The sequence below is a fragment of the Serinicoccus kebangsaanensis genome, from assembly GCF_008919445.1.
Lineage (GTDB): Bacteria > Actinomycetota > Actinomycetes > Actinomycetales > Dermatophilaceae > Ornithinicoccus > Ornithinicoccus kebangsaanensis.
Genome location: NZ_VSLG01000036.1, coordinates 1 through 1,281 on the forward strand (window position 1 = coordinate 1; position 1,281 = coordinate 1,281).

1 protein-coding gene is annotated in these 1,281 nt (G+C 68.4%); it reads left to right on the forward strand.

The genetic code is table 11. The features are described from left to right. Positions 1-187: 187 nt before the first annotated feature. Positions 188-1,267 carry an IS110 family RNA-guided transposase gene (locus FXF60_RS16380; RefSeq protein WP_238335899.1) on the forward strand — a complete coding sequence of 360 codons (1,080 nt, stop codon included), beginning with the start codon at positions 188-190 and terminating at the stop codon, positions 1,265-1,267. The last annotated feature ends 14 nt before the right edge of the window (positions 1,268-1,281 follow it).

Consider the following 1,281-nt stretch of genomic DNA (forward strand, 5'->3'; position numbering starts at 1 on the left):
GGCGGCTGGTTGGATCCTGAGCACCTGGTGTCTGGCTCATAGGGTCGTTGTCGCCCCTTCGGGGTTGATGCGCATGCGTTTTGCCGGCACCGGGTGTGAAGGACCGGCCGGCGTGACTTGATAGGAGCGTGGCTTCGCCCCGACTGAGATGTGTCCGCCGACCGGCCCAACTGTTCCTCGCATCTGAGTGAAGGAGGCAACCACCATGGTTGTTGTTGGAGCTGACGTACACAAGCGGACGCACACTTTCGTCGCGGTCGACCAGGCCGGCCGAGAGGTCGGTCACCGCACGTTCGACGCGGTCACGGTCGGTCATCAGCGGGCCGTGGCATGGGTCCGGGAGCAGTTCGGGACCGAGGTGGTGTGGGCCATCGAGGACTGCCGCCACCTGTCGGCACGGTTGGAGCGGGATCTGCTCACGGCAGGCCAGGCGGTGGTGCGGGTGCCGCCGAAGATGATGGCCGAGCAGCGGCGGATCGCGCGGACCCGGGGCAAGTCGGACCCGATCGACGCGGCCGCGGTCGCCCGTGCTGCGCTACGCGAACCGGACCTGCCGGTCGCCTCCCATGATGCGCAGTCGCGGGAGCTGAAACTGCTGGTGGACCGGCGCGATGACCTGGTCAAACACCGGACCGCGACGATCAACCGGCTGTTGTGGCGGGTGCACGAGCTGGATCCTGCGTGGGCGCCGAAGGCGCGGTCGCTGGACCTGGCCAAGCACCGGAGGATCCTCGCCGACAGGCTCGATGGTGTAGCCGGCGTCGTGGCCGAGCTGGCTCGCGACGAGCTCGATGACGTCACCGACCTGACGACGCGGATCAACGAGCTGGGCCGTCGTATCGCCGGCCTGGTCGAGCGCGCGGCTCCCACGTTGCTGGCCCTGCCCGGGGCCGGTGCGTTGACCGCGGCCAAGCTCGTCGGTGAGGCCGCGGGCATCACCCGGTTCACCTCCGAGGCCGCTTTCGCCCGGCACGCCGGGATCGCACCGATCCCGGTGTGGTCGGGCAACACCCGGGGTCGTGTCCGGCTGACCCGGTCAGGCAACCGACAGCTCAACGCCGCCATCCACCGCATCGCCCTCACCCAGATCCGGCTCGATGGCCTAGGCCGCACGTACTACGAGAAGAAGAAGACCGAAGGCATGTCCACTCCCGAAGCCCTGCGCTGCCTCAAACGCCGCCTCGCCCGCGTCGTCTACAACCAGCTCACCACCGACGCCCATCACCACAACACCGTCCAGCCGATGCGCCAACCAGCCGCGGCTTGACATAGGAGAAACGC